The sequence below is a fragment of the Brevibacillus sp. B_LB10_24 genome, assembly GCF_046036945.1.
Classification (GTDB): domain Bacteria; phylum Bacillota; class Bacilli; order Brevibacillales; family Brevibacillaceae; genus Brevibacillus_C.
In genome coordinates, this window is record NZ_JBJQOQ010000002.1 from 61,444 (window position 1) to 80,330 (window position 18,887).

The window sequence follows — 18,887 nt, forward strand, 5'->3', positions numbered from 1 at the left end:
AAAGAAGAAGAGCCGATGCAGCGAGATGCATGCGGCTCTCTTTTTTTCTCTAAAACCTACGATACTACGATAAAACTGACGACGGACAGCAGGACAGAGGTGATGACCATCGCCAGCAGCGGCCGCATGGCTTTGGTGCGGACATCTCGCAGGCTTACATTTAATCCGAGTCCTACCATCGCCATCGTCAAGACGAACGAGGTGAGACTGGAGACATTGCCCATAGCCGCTTCCGAAACCGGAATGTAGCTGCCAAGCACGTAACTGCCGATCAAGCTCATCAGGATAAAACCGATCAAAAACCAAGGGAATTCAATCTTGCCGCCCGATTCCAGCTTGCCTGCCCGTTTCATCCAGTACATCAAAATGAAACAGAGCGGTACAAGCAGCAGTACCCGGCCCAGCTTGGCCAAGAGCGCGATTGCCAGAGCGTCTTGCCCGGCCGGGGCGCCGGCCAATGCGACATGGGCGAGTTCGTGCAGGCTGATCCCGGACCATATGCCGTAATCAGTGGCTGATATCGGCAGCAAAGGTCTCACTAGCGTATAGATGACGGAAAATATCGTACCGACCAGCGCGATAATGCCGACTCCGATCGCGGTGTCTTCCTCTTTTGCCTTGACGATTGGCGATACGGCGGCGATGGCGGCAGCACCGCAAACGCCGGTCCCGACTCCCAGGATCAGCGATAGTGAGAAATCTGCCTTCAGCCATTTGGCGAGCAGGACGGTCAAAAGGATGGAGAAAACGATGGTTCCTGCCCCAAGCGCAAGCAGCCCCAGCCCCTGGTGGAAGACGATGTCGATGTTTAATTTTAAACCGTACAGGATGATTGCCAGACGCAATAATTTTTTCGCCGAGAACTGGATACCGGAACGGATGGCTTCGGGATAACCCCAGATTTGCCGGTAGACGACTGCGATGACGATGGCGGATGCCAGCGGCCCGACATGGTCGAATCCAGGAACCTTTGCCAAGCCAAATCCCAAAAGCGCAACGACAAAAGTAAATGCTATGCCTCCCAGCCAGAGCCAGGCTGTTTGCGAACGTGCTCCTTCCTCTTTTGGCAATGCTGCTTTGCCTTCCAAAGGCACGGTGTTTTTCATTTGGTTCGCCAACGGCTCACCCCCATCAATCTGTTTTTCACAGTTAGCATAAAGCATTATGTAAGATAAGAAAAATAAATCATTGTGATCATGATAATAAGTAAAATTATATAATGAAAGCATCTTGCCAAGAAGACAGGGAGGGAGACTGTCATGGATCACCAGCTGCTGGTCTTTGTTACCGTTGTGGAAAAAGAAAACTTTTCGCGAGCCGCAGAGGAGCTTCACATGACTCAACCGGCTGTCAGCCAGCATATTCGCATGTTGGAGCGCACCATTGGCAGCAAGCTCCTGGAACGAAGCAACAAGTATGTCCGCCTGACCAGGGCCGGTGAAATCGTCTATCACCACGCCAAGGAAATACTGGGCCTCTACACCCGGATGCAGCGTCTGGTAGACGACTTGATGAACAAGGCTAGCGGCAATCTGTCGATTGGAGCCAGCTATACGTTTGGGGAGTATGTGCTACCTCATATTATTGCAGCTCTGCATGAGCAATATCCGTTAATCAAGCCGAAAATTACCATTGGAAATACCCGGGAGATCGCCGAGATGGTCGCCGCTCACCAACTGGATGTGGGGATTGTCGAGGGAGAATTCCATCATGAACAGCTGGCGATCGAACCGTTTGCCGAGGATTCCATGTCCGTTGTAGTCTCGGCGAACCATCGCCTGGCCGGCAAGAGCCGGGTCGACACCGCCGACCTGTGCGCGGAGACGTGGATCATTCGCGAGACTGGTTCAGGCACCAGGGATGCGACGGACAAGATGTTTGCCTGCTTTGGGCTGGTTCCGGAAAGCACGATGGAATTCGGCAGCAACCAGATTATCAAGGAGTCGGTGGAAGCGGGGCTCGGTATTACGTTTCTTTCCCACTGGGCTGTTCGCAAAGAATTGTCGCTCGGTTCCTTGCGCTTATTGCAGATGGAGGGATTCCCTTTCGTTCGGAAGTTTTATTCGGTCACGAAGGCGACCCAGTTTCAAACACGGGCAGTGGAGCTGTTCTTGGCCCTCTTGCGAAGCGAAATCTGAGAAGATCGTTTACTCGTCTGCAATAGAGGGTATTAGATCAATACCAAATCTTGCAAGGGTGGAAAGAAAAGAGGGGTTGCGATGCTGCGTTTGATTCGAAATACCTTGACCAACAAAGAGGGCTTTATGATTTTTATTCTCTGGAATTACCTCTGGGTGGCAGCTTGGATCGCTTTTCAGACAAATGTTCCCTACTTTCAGTTGGTATCTGTCGGACTTATCGTTACTTTACTTGTATCGCCGTGGTACTTCATCAGGAAAAACAGCTTGCTGATTCGCTATCTGGTAGCGGCAGGTTTCTTGTTTTACAGTGCCTCATTCAATCATTTCACGGATATTCCCGTCATGGGCTACCTGTCCTTTATCATCCTGGGGTTTTTGGCAGCGTATCTGGATTGGAAGCTGGTCATTTTCGCCGGGATTGTCGAGATCGCCGTATCGGTTATCGCATTTTTCACTGGATATATCCATATTTTGGAGGATGGCAGTACCCAAATTGATCTGCTCCTGCACTGTATTGCCATCGTACTGATGGTTGCCGGACTTGCCTATCTGTGTCTGGCGGGACAAGCTTCTCTGGCCAAAGCAGAAGCGGCCAGGCGCGATGCGGAGGAGAAAGGGGAGCGCTTGGCAGAGCTCTTGGACAATATCAAGTTTGTCACGCAGCAGCTGGACGCCACCTCTGAACAGGTGCACGAACATGCAGAAGTGACGAAGCGGGGCACTGACGAGATGATGATGGCCTTCCGGGAGGTAGCGGCCGGAATGGAGGCGCAGACCAGTTCCACGTTGAAAATCGAAGGAGAAGTCCAGTCGATCGACAGGGAAATTCTGCAGGTAAACGACCAGTCCGGCGTGATGAAGGCGGAAGCGGAACAGAACAACCATCGGCTGGCTGCCGGCCTTGAAATGATGAACGAGCTGGCGATTCAAATGAACAATATCGTCGAAATCGTCCAGGTCGCCTCGGAAACGATCTATCAACTGAACCAACAGGCAGAAAAAGTAGAAGAGATCGTCGGAACGATCAATCAAATCGCTACGCAGACCAACATGCTCGCGCTCAATGCCGCTATCGAATCGGCAAGAGCGGGTGAACACGGCAGAGGCTTTGCCGTCGTAGCGGACCAGGTGCGTAAACTGGCAGAACAAAGCGCCAGCGCCACGGAAGAGATCGCCGGGATTTTGCAGTCGCTGCATCAGGAAAGCCAAAATGCCGTAAAACATATGGGCGAGGGGCAGTCCTCAGTGGCAAAAGGGCAGGAGCTGGCCACCAAAACCGCAACCTCGATCCAACAGGTGAAAGCAGGGATGGAAGGGTTCATGAAAGCAGTGAGCATCGTCATCTCCAGTATGGATCAGGTGAAGCACCGTTCTGGCGAAGTGGCAGAAGAAATGTCCAATATCACTTCCGTTACGGAACGATCCATGGCCAGTCTGGAGGAATTGTTCGCTACTGCGGAAACACAGCATGAAAAGGTGAACGAAATCACCAGTGAAATCGGTCAATTAAAGCTGTTGTCGGATAAACTTCAAAAATCTTTGCAGTAGGGAAAAGACCCAAACCGTCTGAGGATGGTTTGGGTTTTCTTTCAATGAAAAATCGCGGCGGCAGGGTGTACAATGAAGACAGTGGTATTCGCAAATTCTGGAGGAGTGATGAAGATGGAGCAGACATCGGTCCCGCTGTTGATCGAAGCGATTTCCAAGGCGTTTCCGGAAGAGGTTTCCATAGCTGTTGCTGATGATACAAGGTTTATCTACTATCACCCCAGCCAAAAAATAGATTTAAAAATTAAACCCGGCGATGATATTCCGGAAGGGACAGCGACACACAGGGCGCTGCAAATCCGGCAAAAAGTCTCGCTTCATGTAAAAAGCCAAATCTACGGCGTACCGTATTTCGGATTGTCGATCCCGCTGCTTTCCGGCGGGAGTGCAGCAGGATGCGTCACAGCTATATTCCCCCAGACTGCGGCGGAAGAGAGGGCCAGGCTGCCCAAACATCAATTTCTCATCGGCAGGCGAGAGGATCGCTGGATTCCGATTCCGCATCAACAGATCTGCTTTATTCAGTCGGATGGCGGAAAAACAACACTATATACGGAAAAAGACGTGTACTTGAACAAATACAATCTGGCGGAGCTGCAGAATATTTTGCCGCAGGATCAATTTGTCCGCTGTCATCGCTCCTTTTTTGTCAATGTGAATGCGATCGAAGAAATCCATCCGCACTTTCACTCGACATTTGTCCTGGTGATGAGGGATAAACACCGCAGCCGCATCCCGGTTAGTCAGACGTATGCAAGCTCATTCCGGCAGCTGCTGGGATTTTAGGAACGAGGCGAACCAGGCTTGGGTCACCCTTGCTGGTTCGTCGCGTTTTTTTCTGTTTTGGCAGCGGAATATTCTGTTTGAGGGGAAAATACAGGTTGGCGCCGTGCTGCTGTGGTAGTCTTTTTTTAAAGGAAGCAAAGAATGGAAGGTGAAGGGCAATGTTATGTGAGCGCTTACGTGAAAACAGCTTGTCTCAAAAGATTGTGACTGCCGAAGAGGCGGCCGGCTGGATAAAGGACGGTATGACGATCGGATTAAGCGGGTTTACTCGTGCAGGCGACGCGAAAGCAGTCCCTTTAGCCCTTGCGGAACGTGCAAAGAACAGCAATCAACCTTTTCAAATCAATGTGTTTACGGGAGCCTCTCTCGGCTTGGATATAGATAAAGCGATGGCGGAAGCAGGCATTGTCCACAAGCGGCTGCCATTTCAAGTGGATCAAACCATGCGCCGGAAGATCAATGGCGGAGAGATTTTGTTTGTCGACCAGCACCTGTCGCAAACGGCTGAACTTGTCAGGGCGGATGTGCTGGGGACGATCGATTTCGCGATTGTGGAAGCGATTGCAATCACGGAGGACGGGAAAATCATCCCGACGACATCGGTCGGAAACTCCGGCATATTTGCGGCCAAGGCGCGCGAGATCATCGTTGAAATCAACACCGCCCAACCGGCTTCGCTGGAAGGGGTCCACGATATCTACGACCCCGGCGTACAGGGAGAGCGGCTGCCCATTCCGCTCACTTCTGTAGAACAGCGCATCGGAGACACCGGCATTCAAGTGGATGTCAGCAAGATCAGAGGGATCGTGATGACCAACCAGTTGGACTCGCCTTCTACGATTGTGCAGCCCGACGCGGAGACGGAGATCATGGCTGGCCATCTGATTGAGTTCCTGCGCCAGGAGGTAAAAGCAGGGCGGCTCCCCAGTCATCTCGCCCCGCTGCAGTCAGGTATCGGGTCGGTAGCGAACGCGGTGCTGAACGGGTTCTTGGCAGCGGAGTTCACTGGGCTTCGGGTGTACTCAGAGGTTCTCCAGGATGCGGTGTTCGACTTGATCGATGCGGGGAAAGTGACATTCGCCTCCGGCTGTTCGATTACCCTGTCGCCGAAAAAGATGGCGGAGGTACTGGGCAGCTTTGAGAAGTACCGGGATAAAATCGTCCTGCGTCCGCAGGAAATCTCCAACCATCCGGAAATCATCCGCCGTCTGGGGCTGATCTCCGTCAATACGGCCCTGGAGGTGGACATCTACGGCAACGTCAATTCGACCAACGTGCTCGGCACCAAAATGATGAACGGAATCGGCGGATCGGGAGACTTTGCCCGCAATTCCCGCCTGGCCATCTTTGTCACGAAGTCGATTGCCAAAGACGGCCACATCTCCAGCGTAGTGCCGTTCGTTTCCCATGTCGATCACACGGAACACGATGTGGACATCATCGTCACCGAGCAGGGCATCGCCGATCTGCGAGGGCTGGCTCCGAGAGAACGTGCTCCCCTGATCATCGAAAAGTGTGCCCACCCGTCCTATCGACCGCAGCTTCAAGAGTATTATGAGGAGGCTCTCACCCGCGGAGGACATACGCCCCATGTCTTGGAAAAGGCGTTTTCCTGGCATGTAAAATACGCGGCGGAAGGCACGATGCAAAGCAAGGTCTTGCAGAAGGTATAAAAACGGATTTTGTACGGCCCGGGTAAATTCCCGGGTCTTTTTTTGCAAAAAAATGTTTACCGCGTTTTCAGACAGGGTAAATCATCCATGGACAACTTGTATGGACAACTGAACAAGGGGAGGTGATTGATTGCTGGACAAGACGGATGTAGTGCCGCTTTACATACAGCTCCAGCGTTTCTTGAAAGAAGAGATCTTAAAAGGAACGTACCCTGAGGGAGATATGATCCCATCGGAAACACAGCTGACCAAAAAGTACGGCATTACGAGAACGACAGTAAGGAAGGCGATTTCCAACCTGGTCAATGAGGGGTTCTTGCAGCAAGTTCACGGAAAAGGGACATTCGTGCGGTTTAAGCGGATGAAGTACAGCATCTGGAACTTCGGCGGGTTTACCGATTACATCAAGGGAAGAAATGAAACGCCCGTCTCAAAGGTGCTGGAGGCGCAGACGATCTTCAATTCGGAAGGATCTCCCTACTTTAAACTGGTCAGGGCGCGGGGGATCAAACGGGAACAAGCTGAGGTGTTCTTAACCATCGATACATCACTGCTCCCCCTTGAGCTGTTTCCCGGATTGGACACCTACGATTTTGCCAAAGATTCTTTGTACCGTGTGCTCCGGGATATCTACAAGGTCTTTCCGAGGCGGTCTGAAATCGGCGTTCGGCCTGTAATGAGCGGCGATCAGATGCAAACGTATTTTCAGCTTTCGGAAACCGTTCCTTTGCTGATGGCGGAAGGAAAAGTATTCGATGACAAAGGCCGTGATATCGAGGCGGTAAAAGTCGTCTACAGCCCGGAAATTGAATTTAAAATCATGACAACCATGCATTAGAAGGATGGTTTTAAGGAGGAATTACTTTGAAACTGCATAAGGGACTGCTGAGTGTATTGTTGGCTTCATTTCTTGTCGTAAGCGGCTGCGGTTCTAATGGGCAGGGCGCCCAGAACACCTCTGGCGGCCAAGGAGGAGAAGGACAGACACTGGTAGTTGTAAACTGGAAGGATTACGGTTCTGATGACCCGGAAATGATCAAAGCATTCGAGGAAAGCTGCGGCTGTAAAGTAGTCCATGAGTACATGGCCTCGGAAGAAGAGCTGTTGACCAGGTTGAAAACAGGCGGCGTGGGCAAACTGGATGTCATTTTGCCTAACGCTTCGATCCTGCCGGTCGCGATTCAGGAGGGCTTGCTGGAACCGATCGACGTCAACAAGCTGGAGAATTACCAATACGTAAACAAGACGTTTAAAAACATCCCCGAAAACGAAAAGGACGGACAGGTGTACGCCATTCCCTGGGTTTGGGGTTCCACGTCCATCGCCTATAATCCCAACATGATCAAAGACGAGATCGATTCGATCAACGTCTTGTGGGATGAAAAGTACAAGGGACAAATCGCTTTTCGCGACGACTTTAACGACGCCGTCATGATCGCGGCAATCGCGGCCAATCAGGATCCGAACAATCCGTCGGACTTAGAAGCGGTCAAGCAAAAACTGTTGGAGCAAAAACCGCTCAACCGTACCTATTGGAAGACTGGAGACGAATTTTCCAAGCTGTTTGCCAACAATCAGATCTCGATTGGGGTAGCCTGGAGCGGAAATACGGCGTCGATGAAGCAGGCAGGCCAGCCGATAAAATATGTGATCCCGAAAGAAGGGGCGATCGGCTGGGTTGACAACTGGGCGATTGTAAAGGATTCACCGCATAAGGATTTGGCCATGAAGTTTATCGATTTTATGATCGGCAAGGACTTCCAGACCAACTGGGTAAACAAGGGCGGCCCCGCGCCGGTAAATACCCAGGTGGTCGACGACCTCGACCCGGCATTTGTACAAGAAATGGGCCTGGACGAAGAGGCGATTTCAAAACTCTTCTTTATCTCGTATCACAACGAAGAAGAGAAGAAGACCTGGAACGAACTGTGGCATGAAGTAAAAGCGCAATGAACGGAAGGCAGGGCAACCTGCCTTTCCTGCTAAATTGTTCGAGGGTGGGAGATGTGGTGAAGAACAGAATCTTTCTGATGAGCCCTGCCATCTTTATTATGTTGGCCTTCGGGGTTGTCCCTCTGTTTATCATGCTGTATTACAGCTTTTTGAGCGATGGACCATCCCCGACGTTTACCTTGCAAAACTACGCAAACTTTTTCCAGAAGGCTTTTTACCTTAAGCTGACCTGGAAGACGATTCAGATGAGCTTGATCGTAACGCTTGTCTCCATCGTCATCGCGTATCCGGCGGCTTATATCATCGCCAAAGTGATACAGCGCGGACAAAATCTGCTGCTCCTGTTTATTATCATTCCGTTCTGGACCAGCCAACTGGTTCGTGCCTATTCCTGGATGAACCTGCTTCAGGATGGAGGAATTCTGGAAATGTTCTTGCGGAAGCTCCACTTGATCGGCGATGGCAGCCTGGGGATTCTGTTTACCCAAACGGCCGTGATCATTTCCCTGGTACATATTTTCTTCCCGTACATGGTTCTGACGATGTACATGTCACTGGACAAAATTCAGCCGTCTTTGCTGGAAGCCTCCAAAAGCCTGGGCGCAACGCCGTTTGAGACATTTCGCCGGATCGTTCTCCCGCTCAGCAAACCGGGTATTATCACGGGATCTATTTTGGTGTTTGTTCCCTGTCTGGGGGTATTCGCCGAACCGAGAATACTGGGCGGACCGAACGGCTCTGTGATCGGCACGGTGATCGAAGACCAATTTTTTGAAATCAACGGCTGGAGCTTCGGCGCGGCGATCGCTTTTATCCTCCTCGTCATGGTATTTCTTTCGATCTGGATTACGTCTCGATTGGTCAAGAGGGGGGATTAGACCATGTTCAAGAGAATAAGCGCCTGGCTTTACATTGTGCTGATCTTCTTGTTTCTTTACACGCCGATTGCGGTTCTGGTCTTGATGTCGTTCAACGAGTCGCCGTACAATTCCCTGCCATTTACGTTCAGCACGAAGTGGTACAGCGAGATGGCCCAAAACCAGCGGCTGATCGACTCCACCTTTAATAGCGTTTATATTGCGTCGATTACCGCGGTTATCTCCGTTATTGTTGCAACCGCATTAATGCTGGGAGTAGCCAAAACGAGCCCCAAAGTCAAAAGCTGGGTGGATTCGGTCGTCATCCTGCCCTTGACCGTTCCCTGGCTGATCCTCGGGCTTTCCCTGCTTTTGGTGTTGAAAACGCTGGGGTTGGACCGCAATTTTGTCATGTTGTTAATCGGACATGTCGTGGTATCCCTTCCGTACGCTGTGATGGTTTTGAAAGCCAGAATGGACGGGATGGACCACCAAATTGAAGAAGCTTCGTACAGCTTGGGCGCCAACGGGTGGACCACATTTGTTCGCATCACCCTGCCGATGCTGTTTCCTGCGATCATAGCGGGGGCTTTTTTAGCCTTCATGATCTCGTTTGACAACTTTATCCTGTCGTACTTTTTGATTCCGATTGGATCTTCCACTCTGCCGATCGAGATCTACTCCTCGGTAAAATTCGGCTTTACGCCTGAGATTAATGCAGTATCTACCCTGATCTTAACGGGTACGCTGCTTCTGCTGTTTGTCATTGTGCTGTTGATGAGATCATCCTTGAAATCCATGATGAAGTAGGTGATATGGCATGTCCTATCTGTCGATAAGGAATCTGGGCAAAGCCTTTAACGGCAACCAGGTGGTAGAAGACGTCAATATTGAGCTGGATAAAGGCAGCTTCCTCTCTCTGCTGGGGCCTTCGGGATGCGGGAAAACGACGACATTGCGGATGATCGCCGGGTTTATTGCGCCCGATGCGGGGCATATCGAGATCGATGGCAAGCCCATCAATAACCTGCCGATTTACAAGCGGAATATCGGCATGGTGTTCCAGAATTACGCTTTGTTTCCGCACATGACGGTAGAAGAAAATATCGCTTACGGGCTGGAACAGAGAAAAATGCCCCGGGACCAGATCAAGCGTGATGTGGCAGAAGCGTTGGAAATGGTTCGACTCAAGGGCTTTGAAAGGCGCAAGCCAAAAGAACTCTCCGGCGGACAGCAGCAGCGGGTTGCGTTGGCGAGGGCTTTGGTGATCAAGCCAAGCCTGCTTTTGCTGGATGAGAGTTTAAGCGCTCTTGACAAACGGCTGAGAGTGGATATGCAGGTAGAACTGCGGGACATTCAACGCAAAGTGGGGATTACCACGATTTTTGTCACCCATGACCAGGAAGAAGCCATGACCATGTCAGACCAGATCGTCGTGATGAAAGACGGGAAAATCATGCAGATGGATACACCGGCGAGGATTTATGAACAGCCGGCCAATTCCTTTGTAGCCGGGTTTCTCGGGGAGGCCAACTTTTTCCGCGGGACTTTGCTGGAAGCGAACAAAGAGTACTCCGCCTTGAGCTTGGACAATGGACATACGCTGTCCTTCCAGTGTGAACAAGAACTGAACGGCAACCAACAGTATACCCTTGCGATCAGGCCGGAGAAAATCCAGCTCTCCAAGGAACCGGTATCGCCGCTGCACATCAAGGGGACGATTACGTTTATTACGTACGTGGGCAATCTGTCTACGTTCCGGATAAACGCCCTGGGTCAAGAAGTGAAGGTGCAGATTCAGAACAGTGACAAAAACCTTCCGTTTGCGCTGGGAGAAGAGGTTTATCTCACCTGGAATCCGCAAAATCTGATGGTTTTGGACAAGTAAGGTGGCTTTGATGAAGACGAAGGTACTTATTTTAGGCGGAATTCTGGTGGATCACTACATGCTGGTGGAGAAGTTTCCGGAAAGAGGCCAAGACGTACAGATAAAAGATTCCTTCTACAAGGTGGGCGGGTGTGCCATCAACGTCGCCAAGACGCTTCAGAATGTGGGGATGGATCCCTTCATTGTCGCGACGATCGGCTCTGATTACCGCGGACAGATGATTAGCCAATACCTGAATGAGCAAGGTTTCGACCGCCGCTGCATTCACACGGATAAAGAGCGGGAATCCGGCTACTCCGTTTCGCTGGTGGAAGCTTCCGGCGAGCGTACGTTTCTCACCTACAAGGGCTGCGACGATCGCTTTTCGCCAGAGATGGTAAGCCCGGACCTGCTGCCGGATATCGGATACGTCTATCTGACGGGCTATTACCTGTTGGAGCCAAACTACCATCGGGATATCCTGCAGCTGTTGGCCCGAATCAGGGAGTTTGGCGGGAAAATCATGTTCGATCCCGGTCCGCTGGCAGCCGAGATTGATCAACGGACGCTTTTGGACGTGATCCAATTGGCCCACGTCGTCACTCCCAATGAAACGGAGTCGGAGAAGATCGCCCGGATCTATCGGGTAGAGGGGAAGGTTTCAGACTGGTTTTTGGCTCAGGGAGTAGAAGTGGTCGTTCTGAAGAAAGGCAGCGAAGGGGTAACGGCGTGGACTGCAGACGGCCAGTTTGGCTGTTCGCCTTTTTCCGTCAAGAGCATCGATACTACCGGGGCGGGGGACAGTTTTGCTGGAGGGTTTATTTTTGGCTTGATCAACCAGTACTCGCTGGAATTCACACTCAAGTTTGCCAGCGCGTGCGGAGCCATCTCCACAACCTTCCTCGGTCCGCACGGGAATTTTACGCTGGCAGATGTAAATCGGCTAATAGATGGTGAGAGGAGCTAAGCATATGAGAGATCGTGCATTGGGGTGTCTGCTTGGATTGGCCATTGGAGATGCCATGGGGATGCCGGCGTCGTTTATGACGCCGGAGGGGATCAAACAGCGCTACGGGAGGATTACCGGATTTGTCGTGCCTCATGCTGACCAGATCGCCCATACTGCCCTGGACAAGGGTGAAGTGACAGATGACACCCAGGAATCGTTAATCATCTCTGCTGTTTTGATGGAAGCCGGTACTTTTGACGAAGAACTGTTTATTGAAAAGATGAAAAGTTGGGCGATCGACCATAAAATGCTGGAGTCGACTGTAATCGGACCGAGCACCCGCAAATTTTTGCAGAGCATCATCAACGGGCAGGACTACCGCGAGAACGGAAAAAACGGGGATACCAACGGTGGAGCGATGCGTGTTGCCCCGATTGGCATTTTTTATCGCGGCGACTGGGAGCGGGCGGTTGAGCAGGCCATCCAATCCGCACTGCCGTCTCACGGAAGCAAACCGGGGGTCGCTTCTACCGCGGCGATTGCTGCTGCCGTCGCCGCCGCCGTCGGGGGAAACAAATCTCCAAGGGAAATCATGCAGATCGCCATCGAAGGCGCTGACAGGGGAGAGCTGGCAGGCTTTGACATTCCCGCCCCCTCGGTAGCTGACCGCATCCGGCTGGCGGTGGAGTTGGTCGATCGCAACCGCGACAAGCCGCTGGACGAGATCTGTTACATTCTCTACCGGTATATCGGAGCGGGGATGAAGAGTTACGAATCGATCCCGTTTTCCCTCGGCGTCTTTTACGCGGCAGACGGGGATGTCAACCAAGGGATTATCGCGGCTGTCAACGCAGGCGATGATGCGGATACCAACGGCTCTATTGTCGGTGGATTGTGCGGGGCTTACTCGGGAGCCGAGCGGATTCATCCCGAATGGGTGAAAAAGGTTCAGGAAAGCAACCAGCTTGATTTCGGGCAGATTGCTGAGAAGCTAATAGGTAAAAGTGGTGAATAAGATGAAGAAGAAGTTTTTCCGCCCGATTGGCATAGGCGGCAAAATTGCTTTGACGATTGTCATCCCGATCTGTTTGTTTATTTTCTCAACGATAGCGGTAAATACGCTGATGTCAATCGTCAAGCAGGATATCAATACGGTTGATGAGCGGGGAACACTCTCGACCGACATAACGGAGCTCGCGACATCCTTTTCGGCAAAGTACACGCAAATCGCCGAATTTGTCATTTTAAACAGGCAGCAAAAGGTGAATTACTATGGAGTGCTGAGCCGGGATTTTCAAAATTCTCTCGCCGAGATCGAGCAAAAACTGGCGAACGAGGAACAAAAAGCGCTGTTTGAAAAGATTAAGGCAAACAACGACAAGATGGACGAGTTATTCCAGAACAAAATTATTCCAGCCATGAAACAAAATGACATAAACGAAGCGATCAAACTGATGGAAGAAGCTTCCGGACTTCGCTCGATCACCACAGAGAACACGAACAAGTTGAAGGAAGTGCTGAAGAGCGAGCGGACAGACGCGATCAACGACGCGAAAACGCACATGCAGAATTCTTCCTTGGTCCTGCTTGCTTCCACATTGCTTTCGATTTTGCTGGCGGGTATCGCAGCTTACCTGATCGGGCGGTCGATTCAGAGAAATATCAGACGAGTAGTCGGGATCAGCCAGCAGATCGCGCAGGGGAACCTTGAGGTAGAACAGATTGAGATCAAGTCAAAAGACGAAATCGGACAGTTGAACCAGTCGATCAATCTGATGAGCGGAAATCTTCGCCAGCTCGTAGAGCAGATCCAACTCGTAACCCGGCAAATCAATGCCCAGAGCCATGAATTGGCCCGCAATAGCAACGAGTTGAAAACGGGCAGCGAGCAAATATCGGCAACCATGGATCAGCTCGCGCTCGGGACGGAGGAGCAGGCGGGTTCGGCAAGCGAAATCGCCAATATGATCGAAGAGTTTAACCAAAGGGTCATGGAGGCAAACGAAGAAGGCAATCAACTGAAAAGCTACTCCGAGCGAGTGCTTTCCGATACGGAACAGGGAAGACAGCAGATGATCGTCACTGGGGAACAGATGAATCTGATCAATCAGATCATGCTCGGGTCCGTGTCGAAGGTAAGACAATTGGAAGAGAAGGCGCAGGAGATTTTCGGACTCGTGGAAGTCATCCAGGATATTGCCGAACAGACCAATTTGCTGGCGCTGAATGCCGCGATTGAATCGGCCAGAGCAGGTGAAGCCGGCAGAGGTTTTTCTGTCGTGGCGGAAGAAGTTCGGAAATTGGCAGATCGCACACAGGAGTCGGTGAAGAAGATATCGAGCATCAGTGTGGGCATACAGACGGAGACCAGCGAGGTAGTCTCGTCGCTGCAGGCAGGGTACCAAGAGGTGGAGCAGGGCAGCAAAAAAATGGAGGAAACCGGGCAAATCTTCTCCAATATCTACAGTTCCTTTACCAACATGGCGGAGAATATCAAAAACAGCTCGGAGCGTCTGCAGGTGATTGAAGATAAGAGCAAAGACATCAATCGCCTGATCGAGCAAATCGCCTCTGTGTCCGAGGAAATTGCCGCCGGCGTCGAGGAGACTGCCGCCTCCGCCCAGCAGCAAAACGCATCCGTGGAATTTATCGATAAGAGTGTTCAACTGCTGGGTCAACTATCCAGCGATTTGCAGAGCACGAGCAGCAAGTTTAGGATCAACGGATGACAGTATCCGAGCACAAAAAAGCCCGTTGGACGATATTTGTCCACGGGCTTTTATCTTCTGCCGGTCAGGCCGAATATTTTGCCAGGGCGATAATCCCTTCATCGTCATCAAGCACCAGCTCGAGGGCGGCAGAGTAGGGATTGCGGTTTAACTGGGTCTGCAGCCAGAGGCGGATCGCCTCCAGCAGGTTGGCCTCCACCAGCACCTGCTGACGGCCAGCTACGTAGACCTCGGCTGAAAAGCCGTACTCGTCATCCCAGACCAATTCAACGGTCACTTCTTCAGGCTGAATCTGTCGTTTGTCGGCTACGTACAGACAAATCGCATTCACCAATTCTTGTTCTGAAAGCCTTATTGTCTCCATGGGTTAGGATCCTGCTTTTTCTTTTGGTTTTTGATGAAAAGGTATATCCTGCGAATGATCGACACGATCACGACGATAGCCAGGATGTTGACCAGGAAGCCGAGCATCGCACCCAACATGCCCATGTCTCCAAACATGCTGCCGAACAGAAAGCCGGCCAATCCGCCAAACAAGAGCCCTTTCATGAAGCCGCCGGTATTCGGCGTCGCCGGGGCAGCGTTCTTGGTCTGAGTATTGGTGCTTTTATTCGTGGTGGCGTTCGTCGTATTCGAGGTTGTGCCCGATTTATTCGTCGTATTCGAGTTAAATGACTTGGTGCCGGATTTGTACACTTTTTTTGCATCTACATGTCCATAACCAAGACCGCCGGATGCGAAGACCAGAGTGAGCGCCGTGAACAGCATTAGGACTTTTTTCCACATGTTCGCCATATTCCTCTCCTTTTTACGTACCTCTAATCTTATTTTAATATAAATGTTTGTTTATATCAATGCGGCAGCTTTGGTGTTTTTCCATCACCCGATGATTGACGCATCCGGTTATGGACATGTGTATTTTATCAGCTTGGTTTTATGACGTATAATTGTAAAGTAATAAGTGCGTTCAAGGAGATTAGCCGTGGCATTGCCGTGACTAATACCAAAAAAGGAATTGGTGACATTCGGCAGGTTGTTGAAACGCAAAGGATGTGACTCTTCGTTGAAACACTATACCTTTACGCCCAAACAGCTCATTCACTCCACCTCTCCCGCCGAGATCGCCGATGAGCAGGGGCAGTGCGTCGGATATTTGCAGCGCTATTACGCCAATCGGCTTCAGCGAGCGGCTGATATCCTGTTGGACAATTGGTTTGTGCACGTCAAAGTCGAAGAGGCGGCGGGCAGTACAAATGTCTGTGCCCGGCAGCTCTGGACCTGGGGGCGTCCGAAGTGGGAGTTGACGATCGAACGGGGAGGCGATTCCGACACGTCGGACTGCCTGCTGACAGACAAGACGCGGATAAAAACCCATCCCCGGTTTCAATACGACAAGGCGGGCCGCAGCTACACCTTTGCCAAAAATCTGCTCGACCGCAAAACCTACTGCTATCGCGGAGAGTCCAGCGATTGTTTTGCGGACATAACGTATGACCACCCTGTTGTAAAGGGGATGAGGACGGTGACCGTCTACGAAGAAGAGCTTCACCCTTTTGAGATTATCGCCTGTTACCGCCTGATGGATCTGGTCTATTGACAGGAGATTCCCCGGAAAAAGGCATAGAATAGCTGTAAAAAGTTGAACTCTTCGGTTTCAATCGGTATTATTTATTAAAGATATACTGATGTTAGCGTGATGACTTTTTGTGAAAGGTTGATAAAAGTGGAGAACAAGCCGGCTGTCTCGAATTTTATACGAAACATTATCATAGAAGATTTACAATCCGGCAAGGTAGATCAAGTGGTTACCCGGTTCCCTCCGGAGCCGAACGGTTACTTGCACATTGGACATGCCAAATCCATCTGCTTGAATTTTGAATTAGCCGACGAGTTCAAAGGGAAGACTCACTTGCGCTTTGACGACACCAATCCGGTAAAAGAAGATGTCGAGTTTGTAGAGTCGATCAAAGAGGATGTGAAGTGGCTGGGTTTTGATTGGGAAGCCTTGTTTTTCGCCTCGGATTACTTTGAGGACATGTACAAGAAGGCCGTGCTGCTGATCAAAAAAGGCAAGGCGTACGTCTGCGACCTGTCCCCCGAAGAGATCAGAGCGACCCGCGGCACGCTGACGGAGCCGGGGACAGAGAGCCCGTACCGCAACAGAAGCGTGGAAGAAAACCTGGATTTGTTTGAACGGATGCGCAAGGGAGAGTTTGCAGACGGACAGAAAGTGCTGCGGGCCAAGATCGACATGGCCTCGCCCAACATCAACTTGCGGGACCCGGTCCTGTACCGCATTTCCCACGCTTCTCATCACAATACCGGAGACAAGTGGTGCATCTATCCGATGTACGCTTATGCCCATCCGCTGGAGGATGCCTTCGAAGGGGTTACCCATTCCATCTGTACGCTGGAATTTGAGGATCAACGCCCGTTGTACGATTGGGTCATCCGCGAATGTGAAACAGAGCATCAGCCGAGGCAGTACGAGTTTGCCCGGTTAAACCTGACCAATACTGTGATGAGTAAGCGGAAATTAAAGCTGCTCGTCGACGAAAAGGTCGTGGACGGCTGGGATGACCCCCGCATGCCGACCATTTCCGGGCTGCGCAGAAAGGGCTACACGCCTGAGGCGATCCGCAATTTTGTAAGGGAGACGGGCGTTGCCAAGAACTATGGTGTCGTCGACGTGAAAATGCTGGAGCATTTTATTCGCGAGGATTTGAAATTAAAGGCTCCGAGAACGATGGCTGTGCTAAGACCGCTGAAGGTAGTCATCACCAACTACCCGGAAGGGCAAGTCGAGTGGCTTGACGCGGAGATCAATCCGGAAAATCCGGAGATGGGCATGCGGCAAATTCCGTTTTCCCGCGAGATCTACATTGAACAGGACGACTTTATGGAGAACCCGCCGAGCAAGTACTTCCGGCTGTTTCCGGGCAACGAAGTAAGGCTGAAGCACGCGTACTTCATCAAGTGCAACGACGTCGTCAAAGACGAGAGCGGAAACGTCGTCGAGCTGCACTGCACCTACGACCCGGAAACCAAAAGCGGCTCCGGCTTTACCGGCAGAAAGGTGAAAGGGACGATCCACTGGGTAGAGGCTTCGCAGGCGGCCCCTGCCGAATTCCGCTTGTACGAGCCGTTGATTCTTGACGAGGAAGAAGAAGAGGAAGGAAAGACCTTCCTGGACTATATCAACCCGCATTCTTTGGAGGTTGTCCAAGGATTTGTCGAGCCCAATATGAAGGACGCAAAACCGCAAGACAAGTTCCAATTCTTCCGCCACGGCTATTTTAATGTCGATCCGAAGAACACGAGAGACGGACAGTTGGTATTCAATCTGATCGTCTCCCTGAAAAGCTCGTTTGAACTCAAGAAGTAAAGCGGGAAGCAGATGAAAAAAGCGGCGAGGCGGCCGGGAAAGTGCAACTGCCTCGCCGCTTTGTGGTATGATAACGAAGGTAGTAATTTACATATGAGAATGGAGGAAACGGGATGGCAAAACATGTTGCAGACTGTACGACATTGCACAACGGTGTGAAGATGCCCTGGCTTGGACTTGGCGTGTGGAAAGTGACAGATGGGGAACAAGTGGAGCATGCCGTTTCAGCGGCGATTTCAGCCGGTTATCGCAGCATTGATACAGCGGCCGTTTACGGCAATGAAGAAGGGGTAGGCAAAGCGATCGCCGGCTGTGGCGTGCCGCGGGAAGAGCTGTTTATCACCACCAAGGTTTGGAATAGCGATCAGGGATACGAGTCCGCCCTGCAGGCATTTGAAGTCAGCCGTAAAAAGCTGGGGCTGGAATACGTCGATCTGTACCTCATTCACTGGCCGGTCAAGGGCAAGTACAAGGACACCTGGCGCGCCTTGGAGAAATTGTACAAAGACGGTTTGGTCCGGGCGATTGGCGTCAGCAACTTCCACGTTCATCACCTGGAGGATTTGCTTGCGGACAGCGAGATCAAGCCGATGGTCGATCAAGTGGAGTACCATCCGCTGCTGTCGCAGCAGGAGCTTCGTGCCTTCTGCCGCAGCCAGCAAATCCAGCTGGAGGCCTGGAGTCCGCTGATGCAGGGAAATCTGGACAATCCCACCCTCACCGAACTGGGCAAAAAATACGGAAAGTCGCCGGCACAGATCGTCCTGCGCTGGGACTTGCAAAATGAAGTCGTCACGATTCCGAAGTCGGTCAATGAAAAGCGGATTATCGAGAATAAAGACATTTTTGATTTTGAACTCTCCGCAGAAGATATGGAGAAAATCAATCAGCTCAATCAAAACAAACGCTTTGGGGCCGACCCGGACAACTTTAATTTCTAACAGGGATAAAAGACCGTTTTACCGCCGAAAATGGCTGGTAGACGGTCTTTTTCTGTTT

General features: G+C 51.3%; 18 protein-coding genes. 15 read left to right on the forward strand and 3 right to left on the reverse strand.

The window, feature by feature from the left end:
- Positions 1-56: 56 nt before the first annotated feature.
- A complete protein-coding gene (locus tag ACI7RC_RS03160) occupies positions 57-1,106 on the reverse strand; it encodes a YeiH family protein (protein ID WP_408107037.1) in 1,050 nt (349 codons plus the stop codon).
- Between the two features lie 153 nt (positions 1,107-1,259).
- Here ACI7RC_RS03160 and ACI7RC_RS03165 point away from each other — a divergent pair, with 153 nt between their 5' ends.
- The 12 genes from ACI7RC_RS03165 (at position 1,260) to ACI7RC_RS03220 (ending at position 14,503) form a co-directional block, all read left to right on the forward strand.
- Positions 1,260-2,138, forward strand: a complete 879-nt coding sequence (locus ACI7RC_RS03165) for a LysR family transcriptional regulator (protein ID WP_408106780.1) — start codon at positions 1,260-1,262, stop codon at positions 2,136-2,138.
- An 81-nt stretch (positions 2,139-2,219) separates the two neighbouring features.
- Positions 2,220-3,689 (forward strand): methyl-accepting chemotaxis protein, encoded by a 1,470-nt coding sequence (locus ACI7RC_RS03170; protein ID WP_408106781.1) that lies wholly within the window; start codon positions 2,220-2,222, stop codon positions 3,687-3,689.
- 114 nt (positions 3,690-3,803) lie between these two features.
- Positions 3,804-4,475: a LytTR family DNA-binding domain-containing protein gene (locus ACI7RC_RS03175; protein ID WP_408106782.1), complete on the forward strand. Its 672-nt coding sequence runs from the start codon at positions 3,804-3,806 to the stop codon at positions 4,473-4,475.
- A gap of 158 nt (positions 4,476-4,633) precedes the next feature.
- Positions 4,634-6,148, forward strand: a complete 1,515-nt coding sequence (scpC, locus tag ACI7RC_RS03180; RefSeq protein ID WP_408106783.1) for a succinyl-CoA:acetate CoA-transferase ScpC — start codon at positions 4,634-4,636, stop codon at positions 6,146-6,148.
- Positions 6,149-6,278: 130 nt separating this feature from the next.
- Entirely contained in the window at positions 6,279-6,986 is a 708-nt protein-coding gene (locus ACI7RC_RS03185; RefSeq protein WP_408106784.1) for a GntR family transcriptional regulator, read from the forward strand.
- 26 nt (positions 6,987-7,012) lie between these two features.
- Complete coding sequence (locus ACI7RC_RS03190; protein ID WP_408106785.1) at positions 7,013-8,101, forward strand: ABC transporter substrate-binding protein; 1,089 nt, start codon at positions 7,013-7,015, stop codon at positions 8,099-8,101.
- A 56-nt stretch (positions 8,102-8,157) separates the two neighbouring features.
- Positions 8,158-8,979: an ABC transporter permease gene (locus tag ACI7RC_RS03195; RefSeq protein ID WP_408106786.1), complete on the forward strand. Its 822-nt coding sequence runs from the start codon at positions 8,158-8,160 to the stop codon at positions 8,977-8,979.
- Positions 8,980-8,982: 3 nt separating this feature from the next.
- Positions 8,983-9,768, forward strand: coding sequence for an ABC transporter permease (locus ACI7RC_RS03200; RefSeq protein WP_408106787.1), 786 nt, complete (start codon positions 8,983-8,985; stop codon positions 9,766-9,768).
- Positions 9,769-9,778: 10 nt separating this feature from the next.
- Positions 9,779-10,846: an ABC transporter ATP-binding protein gene (locus tag ACI7RC_RS03205; protein WP_408106788.1), complete on the forward strand. Its 1,068-nt coding sequence runs from the start codon at positions 9,779-9,781 to the stop codon at positions 10,844-10,846.
- Between the two features lie 10 nt (positions 10,847-10,856).
- On the forward strand, positions 10,857-11,792 hold the full coding sequence (locus tag ACI7RC_RS03210) for a carbohydrate kinase family protein (RefSeq protein ID WP_408106789.1): 936 nt from the start codon (positions 10,857-10,859) through the stop codon (positions 11,790-11,792).
- Positions 11,793-11,796: 4 nt separating this feature from the next.
- Entirely contained in the window at positions 11,797-12,789 is a 993-nt protein-coding gene (locus ACI7RC_RS03215; RefSeq protein ID WP_408106790.1) for an ADP-ribosylglycohydrolase family protein, read from the forward strand.
- Position 12,790: 1 nt separating this feature from the next.
- Entirely contained in the window at positions 12,791-14,503 is a 1,713-nt protein-coding gene (locus tag ACI7RC_RS03220) for a methyl-accepting chemotaxis protein (protein ID WP_408106791.1), read from the forward strand.
- A gap of 64 nt (positions 14,504-14,567) precedes the next feature.
- Here ACI7RC_RS03220 and ACI7RC_RS03225 read toward each other — a convergent pair whose 3' ends face one another.
- Both ACI7RC_RS03225 and ACI7RC_RS03230 read right to left on the reverse strand, forming a co-directional pair.
- Positions 14,568-14,867 carry a YxcD family protein gene (locus ACI7RC_RS03225; protein WP_408106792.1) on the reverse strand — a complete coding sequence of 100 codons (300 nt, stop codon included), beginning with the start codon at positions 14,865-14,867 and terminating at the stop codon, positions 14,568-14,570.
- Positions 14,855-15,298, reverse strand: a complete 444-nt coding sequence (locus ACI7RC_RS03230) for a hypothetical protein (protein WP_408106793.1) — start codon at positions 15,296-15,298, stop codon at positions 14,855-14,857. Before ACI7RC_RS03230 ends, ACI7RC_RS03225 begins: the two co-directional genes overlap by 13 nt.
- A gap of 268 nt (positions 15,299-15,566) precedes the next feature.
- On the opposite strand from ACI7RC_RS03230, the gene ACI7RC_RS03235 reads away from it, so the two are divergent.
- From ACI7RC_RS03235 to ACI7RC_RS03245, 3 genes are all read left to right on the forward strand, one after another.
- Complete coding sequence (locus ACI7RC_RS03235; RefSeq protein ID WP_408106794.1) at positions 15,567-16,100, forward strand: tubby C-terminal domain-like protein; 534 nt, start codon at positions 15,567-15,569, stop codon at positions 16,098-16,100.
- Positions 16,101-16,199: 99 nt separating this feature from the next.
- Positions 16,200-17,888 (forward strand): glutamine--tRNA ligase/YqeY domain fusion protein, encoded by a 1,689-nt coding sequence (locus ACI7RC_RS03240; protein WP_408106795.1) that lies wholly within the window; start codon positions 16,200-16,202, stop codon positions 17,886-17,888.
- 113 nt (positions 17,889-18,001) lie between these two features.
- On the forward strand, positions 18,002-18,829 hold the full coding sequence (locus ACI7RC_RS03245) for an aldo/keto reductase (protein ID WP_408106796.1): 828 nt from the start codon (positions 18,002-18,004) through the stop codon (positions 18,827-18,829).
- Positions 18,830-18,887: the final 58 nt, after the last annotated feature.

What these genes read in the sequence shown, in the direction of transcription:
- ACI7RC_RS03160 (WP_408107037.1), bottom strand. Translation starts at nt 1,106, where the DNA reads ATGAAAAACACCGTGCCTTTGGAAGGCAAAGCAGCATTGCCAAAAGAG.
- ACI7RC_RS03165 (WP_408106780.1), top strand. Translation starts at nt 1,260, where the DNA reads ATGGATCACCAGCTGCTGGTCTTTGTTACCGTTGTGGAAAAAGAAAAC.
- ACI7RC_RS03170 (WP_408106781.1), top strand. Translation starts at nt 2,220, where the DNA reads ATGCTGCGTTTGATTCGAAATACCTTGACCAACAAAGAGGGCTTTATG.
- ACI7RC_RS03175 (WP_408106782.1), top strand. Translation starts at nt 3,804, where the DNA reads ATGGAGCAGACATCGGTCCCGCTGTTGATCGAAGCGATTTCCAAGGCG.
- scpC (WP_408106783.1), top strand. Translation starts at nt 4,634, where the DNA reads ATGTTATGTGAGCGCTTACGTGAAAACAGCTTGTCTCAAAAGATTGTG.
- ACI7RC_RS03200 (WP_408106787.1), top strand. Translation starts at nt 8,983, where the DNA reads ATGTTCAAGAGAATAAGCGCCTGGCTTTACATTGTGCTGATCTTCTTG.
- ACI7RC_RS03205 (WP_408106788.1), top strand. Translation starts at nt 9,779, where the DNA reads ATGTCCTATCTGTCGATAAGGAATCTGGGCAAAGCCTTTAACGGCAAC.
- ACI7RC_RS03210 (WP_408106789.1), top strand. Translation starts at nt 10,857, where the DNA reads ATGAAGACGAAGGTACTTATTTTAGGCGGAATTCTGGTGGATCACTAC.
- ACI7RC_RS03215 (WP_408106790.1), top strand. Translation starts at nt 11,797, where the DNA reads ATGAGAGATCGTGCATTGGGGTGTCTGCTTGGATTGGCCATTGGAGAT.
- ACI7RC_RS03220 (WP_408106791.1), top strand. Translation starts at nt 12,791, where the DNA reads ATGAAGAAGAAGTTTTTCCGCCCGATTGGCATAGGCGGCAAAATTGCT.
- ACI7RC_RS03225 (WP_408106792.1), bottom strand. Translation starts at nt 14,867, where the DNA reads ATGGAGACAATAAGGCTTTCAGAACAAGAATTGGTGAATGCGATTTGT.
- ACI7RC_RS03230 (WP_408106793.1), bottom strand. Translation starts at nt 15,298, where the DNA reads ATGGCGAACATGTGGAAAAAAGTCCTAATGCTGTTCACGGCGCTCACT.
- ACI7RC_RS03240 (WP_408106795.1), top strand. Translation starts at nt 16,200, where the DNA reads ATGACTTTTTGTGAAAGGTTGATAAAAGTGGAGAACAAGCCGGCTGTC.
- ACI7RC_RS03245 (WP_408106796.1), top strand. Translation starts at nt 18,002, where the DNA reads ATGGCAAAACATGTTGCAGACTGTACGACATTGCACAACGGTGTGAAG.